Origin of the sequence: Lysinibacillus sp. NPDC096382 (assembly GCF_044762845.1) — a bacterium.
Taxonomy (GTDB): domain Bacteria; phylum Bacillota; class Bacilli; order Bacillales_A; family Planococcaceae; genus Lysinibacillus.
This window is the reverse complement of sequence record NZ_JBIWFC010000038.1, coordinates 1-6,758: the sequence shown is the minus strand read 5'-3', so window position 1 is coordinate 6,758 and position 6,758 is coordinate 1. Positions and strand designations below refer to the sequence as shown.

At 38.5% G+C, this 6,758-nt stretch carries 8 protein-coding genes and 1 pseudogene; all 9 read left to right on the top strand.

All coding sequences use genetic code 11. From position 1 onward, the window contains the following. Positions 1-139, top strand: a 139-nt coding sequence (locus tag ACIQZA_RS25450; protein WP_402884624.1) for an IS3 family transposase, incomplete at its 5' end; no start/stop codon positions are given. Between the two features lie 124 nt (positions 140-263). Further along, the gene (locus ACIQZA_RS25445) at positions 264-854 is read left to right on the top strand and encodes a hypothetical protein (protein WP_402884621.1); all 591 of its coding nucleotides are present in this window, start codon (positions 264-266) and stop codon (positions 852-854) included. 162 nt (positions 855-1,016) lie between these two features. After that, positions 1,017-1,595 carry an Ntn hydrolase family protein gene (locus tag ACIQZA_RS25440; RefSeq protein ID WP_402884619.1) on the top strand — a complete coding sequence of 193 codons (579 nt, stop codon included), beginning with the start codon at positions 1,017-1,019 and terminating at the stop codon, positions 1,593-1,595. Between the two features lie 576 nt (positions 1,596-2,171). Further along, on the top strand, positions 2,172-3,434 hold the full coding sequence (gene ltrA, locus ACIQZA_RS25435; protein ID WP_402884623.1) for a group II intron reverse transcriptase/maturase: 1,263 nt from the start codon (positions 2,172-2,174) through the stop codon (positions 3,432-3,434). 106 nt (positions 3,435-3,540) lie between these two features. Next, positions 3,541-3,984 carry a terminase small subunit gene (locus ACIQZA_RS25430; protein WP_402884617.1) on the top strand — a complete coding sequence of 148 codons (444 nt, stop codon included), beginning with the start codon at positions 3,541-3,543 and terminating at the stop codon, positions 3,982-3,984. Further along, positions 3,984-5,292 (top strand): annotated as a pseudogene (locus tag ACIQZA_RS25425) (PBSX family phage terminase large subunit). Before ACIQZA_RS25430 ends, ACIQZA_RS25425 begins: the two are co-directional and overlap by 1 nt. Positions 5,293-5,301: 9 nt before the next feature. Continuing rightward, the gene (locus tag ACIQZA_RS25420; protein WP_402884615.1) at positions 5,302-5,727 is read left to right on the top strand and encodes a phage portal protein; all 426 of its coding nucleotides are present in this window, start codon (positions 5,302-5,304) and stop codon (positions 5,725-5,727) included. After that, complete coding sequence (locus tag ACIQZA_RS25415; RefSeq protein ID WP_402884622.1) at positions 5,690-5,884, top strand: phage holin; 195 nt, start codon at positions 5,690-5,692, stop codon at positions 5,882-5,884. The genes ACIQZA_RS25420 and ACIQZA_RS25415 overlap by 38 nt, the downstream gene beginning before the upstream one ends. Beyond that, positions 5,884-6,642, top strand: a complete 759-nt coding sequence (locus ACIQZA_RS25410; protein WP_402884613.1) for an N-acetylmuramoyl-L-alanine amidase — start codon at positions 5,884-5,886, stop codon at positions 6,640-6,642. Before ACIQZA_RS25415 ends, ACIQZA_RS25410 begins: the two co-directional genes overlap by 1 nt. The last annotated feature ends 116 nt before the right edge of the window (positions 6,643-6,758 follow it).

The window sequence follows — 6,758 nt, the reverse complement described above, 5'->3', positions numbered from 1 at the left end:
CATGAGGGAATTTGAAAGTATAGAGCATTTTAAAATAGAATTAGAAAAATATATAAATTACTATAATACGAAACGGATCAAGGCAAAATTAAAAACGAGTCCGGTGCAATACCGAACTCAATTTACCCAAGCTGCCTAATGAAATAACCGTGTCTAACTTTTAGGGGTCACTTCAAGTGGGCCGAGTTTGGTGTGGTTTTGAGAGCAAAAAGTTATTACATATATTTCGCTTTCTGGTTTAAGATTGGGTGGGAGGTGATATCATGAAGAAGTTAGAAAATACGATGAATATCGTTTTGTTAATTACAGTTTCGTCAACTATGATTTTAATATTTACTGTAGTGATTATTAATCTACTCTCAATAAAAGATTACACAATTATTGCGGGCTTAATAGGATTCGTAGGAGCAATTATTGGTGGATCTATTACTTTAATTGGGGTTACAAGAACAATTGAAGCTGATCGAGTGATAGCAAATCAAAAAAGACATCATGAAGAATTAATGTTTTTATATCCATTAGAAAGAGAGATAGAAAAAATAATTACGTATATTTCCGTAAAATATGAAAATGACGGTGACTTTTCAGAAGAAAAGATTGTTCAATACATTTATGAAAAGTTTTCTTCTACAAACCTATATGAATATGCGCAACGAGGTAGCCTTAAGGTATATTCAGAGTTAATAAGTTATAGGAATAATGTAGAGCAGTATAAGGAAGAATACGATGACTATGGTTATTTATGTATGACCTCAGAAGATGAAATGGTAGACTATTTGTTTGATGGAATAACAGACATTGAAGAAATAATAAGAAAAGAAATTGATATTAAAGTGAGTATGGTACATAAGTAATTCTAACATCCTTTTTAGGATGTTTTTATTTTGCCCTGAAAAGTGAGTGTCGAGCAGATCCTCTCCTTGACTGCTAGGGCAACGGTACTTACTTTTAAGAGCAAAAAGTTATTACATATATTTCTTCTCCTGGATTATGATTTAAATGAAGGAGATGATAATATGAGTTTTATTTCAGTGGTTGCTATGGAGAATTTTGTTACGGTGGTGGCTGACGGAAGACAAATTAATTCAGAAACGAAAGAAGTAATAAGTGAAGATTTCTTAAAAGTAAGAGGAATAAATGATAAACAATTTATCGCTTGTACTGGTAATGTAGGGGTTGCCGAAGATCTTTTCAGTAAGTTTTCGGGTGATTTATTTTATGATTTAAAAAATAACGCTGAGCTAATTCGTGATGAACTGGTTAAAAAAATAGATTTAAAACTTGCGAAATGCCAAGTAGTGTTAGGAGGCAGAAGCCATCTAAACGAAATTGCACTTTACACATTTTCTAACGATCCGTCTCTCACAGTTGTTGAATATAAGCCTAAAGCAAGTGAATTATCATGTATCACGTTATCTAGTGATGAATTGTTGAATAAAGGTTTTGATGCAAATGATACATTTGAAAAGATCTATCGGGATAGAAATATACAATCTATTGAAGATGTAATCAGGGTTCAAGTGGAGTTAAATGATATTGTATCGGATTTAGATATATCAGTTAACAAAGAAAAAAATATTTTGAAAATAACTTAAACCACATTTTTTGTGGTTTTTTATTGTGCGCCCGGCATGCGTATGAACTATAGGGTGCAAGTCCCGAACCCCGAAGACAGAAGTAGAGGTTAGCCAAGAGCAAGGGTGTCCGTGGTGACGCGGAATCTGAAGGAAGCTGGAGGCAAAACACCGGTCCGAGGAACACGAATCTCATATAAGGCTAGGTATGATTGGATGAGTTTGCAATACAACACAAAGTCCTTTCTGTCGAAGGTCATATCGAGTAAATGAGGCGGATAGATGGTGTGAAAGTGCATGCGCTTACCCGGGGAGGTCTGATGGAAACGTGAAGTACCCTTCATAAATTACTTGGTGACAAGTAGCTGAACCATCAGAAGTCAGCAGAGGTCATAGTACGATTGGGTCTAGAACTAATCAGAAGGACTGAACAACTAAGAGAGAATAGCCCTTGGCATTCCATCTTGAATGAATAAACACAGAAAACAGGGAAACCTCACGCTTAGAAAGTAATGGTGAAGTCCATGAGGGTATTTGCGGAGGGTGTAGTTCAGGTGGGCATAAGAAGACAAGCTATTCACGGAAAGGAACGAAATGGTGATGTTGAATCAAATTCTAGCACGTCCGAATATGATACAAGCATTAAAGCGAGTGGAAGCGAATAAAGGAAGCCGGGGAGTAGACATGATGCCCGTACAAACCTTACGTCAGCACATCCTCGAAAACTGGGAATCCATTAAAGCGCAAATTCTAAAGGGAACCTATGAACCGCAACCAGTACTTCGTGTCGAAATCCCGAAACCAGACGGCGGTGTGCGTCTATTAGGAATCCCAACCGTGACAGACCGTTTGATTCAACAAGCTATATCGCAGATATTATCAAAGGAATATGACCAAACTTTCTCGGACAACAGTTATGGATTCAGACCAAACCGGAGTGCTCATGACGCAGTCCGAAAAGCGAAGGGTTATATGAAAGAAGGATATCGTTGGGTTGTGGATATGGATTTAGAGAAATTCTTTGATAAGGTCAACCATGACCGATTAATGGCAACATTAGCGAAAAGAATTCACGATAAATCATTATTAAAACTTATCCGTAAATATCTCCAAGCAGGTGTCATGATAAATGGAGTTGTTTCAAGTACAGAGGAAGGAACACCGCAAGGTGGACCATTAAGTCCACTTCTTTCTAATATCGTGTTAGATGAGTTGGATAAAGAATTAGAGAAACGTGGTCATAAATTCGTTCGCTACGCAGACGACTGCAATATCTACGTGAAGAGTAAACGTGCGGGAGAGCGTACAATAGCAAGCGTACAGCGATTCGTCGAAGGAACACTACGCTTGAAAGTGAATGAGTCCAAATCAGCGGTAGACCGACCATGGCATCGAAAATTCTTGGGTTTTAGTTTTTCGTACCATAAGGAACCAAAAGTTCGAGTAGCGAAAACAAGCCTTCAGCGAATGAAGAAGAAAATACGAGGAATAACCTCTAGAAAGATGCCATTTCCAATGGAATACTGTATCAAGAAATTAAACCAATATCTAATTGGATGGTGTGGATATTTTGCGCTCGCAGATACCCCTTCAATATTCAATAGATTAGACAGTTGGATTAAAAGAAGGTTGCGAATGTGTCTTTGGAAGAATTGGAAGAAACCCCGAACGAGAGTCAGAAATCTCATTCGTTTAAAAGTTCCATACGGAAAAGCATACGAATGGGGAAATACCCGAAAGGGATACTGGCGCATCTCAAAAAGCCCCATATTACACAGAACCCTCGGCAATTCCTACTGGGAAAGCCAAGGGCTGAAAAGTCTGCAAGTTCGTTACGAAACTTTGCGTTATTCATCTTAATTGAACCGCCGTATACGGATCCGTACGTACGGTGGTGTGAGAGGTCGGGAGTTAATCACTCCCTCCTACTCGATTTTATCAAAATAAGCAACTAGCGTATGGGGTGATGCCATTGATTGAACAAAAGTTAACAGTGAAGCAACAAGCTTTTGCTGATTATTATATTGAACTAGGAAATGCAACAGAAGCTTATTTACAGGCATATCCGAATGTTAAGAAAGAAGCGACAGCGAGAGCAGCAGGAAGTCGCATGTTAACAAATGTTAGCGTGAAATCTTATATAGACAATCGCATGGAGGAATTGAAGTCCGAACGAGTAGTAGATCAGCAAGAAATACTAGAGTTACTAACTGCTATCGCAAGGGACGAGACAACTTCGGCAACTTTACGTGGCATAGGTGAATGTGCACAAACAATTGATGAAGATATGCCACCAACTACTACAGAACGAATTAAAGCTGCTGAATTACTAGGCAAGCGTTATCGCATGTGGATTGATAAGGTGGAAACGGACGGTAAAACTAAAGTGGTTATTGTGGATGATGTGTAATGACAGAGCGACGTATCAGTTTGGCTAGTATCATTACAGAGCAATTCAAACCGTTTTGGCGTGCTTCCAGAGCAAAGGGACATTTACGTTATGTCCTAAAGGGTGGCCGTGGTTCTGGTAAATCATTTCACATTCCAATGCGTATCCTGTTAGACATCATGGAATATCCAGTGTCTGCTCTTGGCATACGGAAAGTGCAAAACACTATTTTAAAATCTGTGTACGCTAACTTTAAGGCTGCTGCAAACGTTATGGGAGTTCGTGATCAATTCCGTTTTTTTGATTCCAAGCTTGAAATAACTTATCTAGGCCGAGGGAACAAGATTTACTTTGCTGGTGCTGATGATCCTGAAAAGATTAAATCTATTAAAGACGCAGATTTCCCATTAGCTATCGTATGGTTTGAGGAATTAGCAGAGTTTAAGTCAGAGGATGAAGTAACAACAATTGAAAACTCAATTCTACGCGAGGAGTTGGAAGGGAAGATATTTTCGCAAGCTGATAGACAGCAAGCGTACCCTTTTGACTACTCTTTTTATTATTCTTACAATCCGCCGAAACGTAAGCAGATGGGTGAACAAGAAGTATGAGAGTTCGATGATCGATACCAATACTTACGTACATCATTCAACTTATTTAGAGAATCCACATTTATCGAAAAAGTTTATTGAAGAAGCAGAGAATGTTAAGAAAAATAAGCCGTTAAAATACCGTTGGGAATACCTCGGCGAAGCAATCGGGAGTGGGGTTGTGCCGTTTGATAACTTACAAATTAAAAAAGGTTCAATCGCTGATGAAATGGTTGCGTCATTTGACAATATACGAAATGGTAATGACTTTGGATATGCCACGGACCCTCTGGCATTTGTTAGATGGCACTACGACAAAAAGAAAAATGGCATCTATGCTATTGATGAAGTATATGGCGTGAAAATCAGTAACCGCAAACTAGCTGAGAAATTAAAAGCTAAAGGTTATCAATCAGACCGTATAGCTGCTGATTCAGCTGAGCCAAAGTCTATTGCTGAATTACGTGATGAGCAAGGGATACCAAGTATTTATGGTGTTAAGAAAGGCCCTGACAGCGTGGAATACGGTGAGGAATGGCTAGATGATTTAGGTTTTATTTGTATTGATCCTTTGCGTACACCAAATATTGCACGAGAATTTGAGAATATTGATTATCAGACGGATAAAGACGGCAATCCTATCCCTCGTTTAGAGGACAAAGATAACCATACAATCGATGCTACTCGCTATGCGTTCGAAAGAGATATGAAACGACCTTCAATTTCTGTTCTAAAGTGAGGTGATTAAATGTTGATTGAGGATTTATTCAGACCGCGATGGCATGAGCAAATGGAAGAGGTGATTAAGAATATGGTTGAAAGTGTGATTAAGGATGAACAAGTGATACTTAACGAGATAGAAGACTGGGAAAAGTCGGACAAACGCAAGTTGATGAGTATTGGAGAAACGTATTATAGAAATAAAATGGACATAGAAGAAAAGAAGCGTGACGCTGCTTGGAAATCTAATTTAAAGCTTGTTCATGGATATATAAAGAAACTCGTTGATCAAAAAGTTGGTTACACACTTTCAAAACAGCCATCTATTACAAGTGAAAACGAAGTTTATCAGAAAAAGCTCAATGAAATCTTTGATGCTGGAATGAACAATCGTTTACGAAAGGTAGGCAAGGAGGATCATCAAGGGAGTTGCTTACTTACATCCATACTTTAACATTACTATTTATAACGATCAAGTAACAGCTATTTCAGAGACAGTTTTAAGTATTTTAGCTTTATTGGGTATCATCATTGACCCTACAACGGTAGGTACCTCAGATAGTCAACAGGCTCTTAACTATGGTGAACCTAGAAAGGACGGTGAACAGTAATGGTTGTTATTCGTAAAAAATTAGTACTCGATTCTCAGGCAACAAAAGTTACTAATGGTAAAGGTAATACTAAGAAAAAAGTGGTTGTACATGGTACTGATAACTATCGGACAGGCGCTGATGCTGATGCACATGCACATGCACATGCACATGCAAGACTACAAGCAAACGGTAATAGTCGTTCAGCTTCATGGCACTGGCAAGTTGATTGTAAAGAAGCTGTGCAGTCCTTTGAACATATATGGAAATGTTGGGCAGCAGGAACATCTAAAGGTAATTCAGAAGGTATTCATGTTGAAATTTGTGTGAATCCTGATGGCGATTATAAAAAGACTCTTCAGAATGCTGCAGCATTAATTGCTAAGATTTTGAAGGATGAGAAGCTTACTATAAATGATGTAGTCCAGCACAATTATTATAGTGGCAAGAACTGCCCTCGAGAGATCCGTTCTGGTAATATCCCGTGGAGCGAGTTCTTAAAGATGATTCAGAATGCTGGCGCTACACAGGCACCAAAACCAATTACAGATAACAATAAATATCGCGTCTTAACTGGCACATACTCTACAAAACAAGACGCTGAAAACGTCTTCGATGTATTAAAACATCGCTTTGGTTGGGTAGCTTATATTGAGCCGGATGGAGCAAAATGGCGTGTTAATACAGGTACATTTACTGGAATGGCTGCAGCACAAGCAGGAGCAAGTAAAATTAAAACAGCTAAGTTGGCTAAATTCACAAACATTGTGGTCGGATAACACTAAAGCTCAAGTGGTCAATGAACTGCACCCAGTCAAGTAGACAGTGGAAATAATAAAAAATGTATTAAGCGGCTTGAGTCCTGAATTCTAACGGACTCAAGCCGTTTAATCGT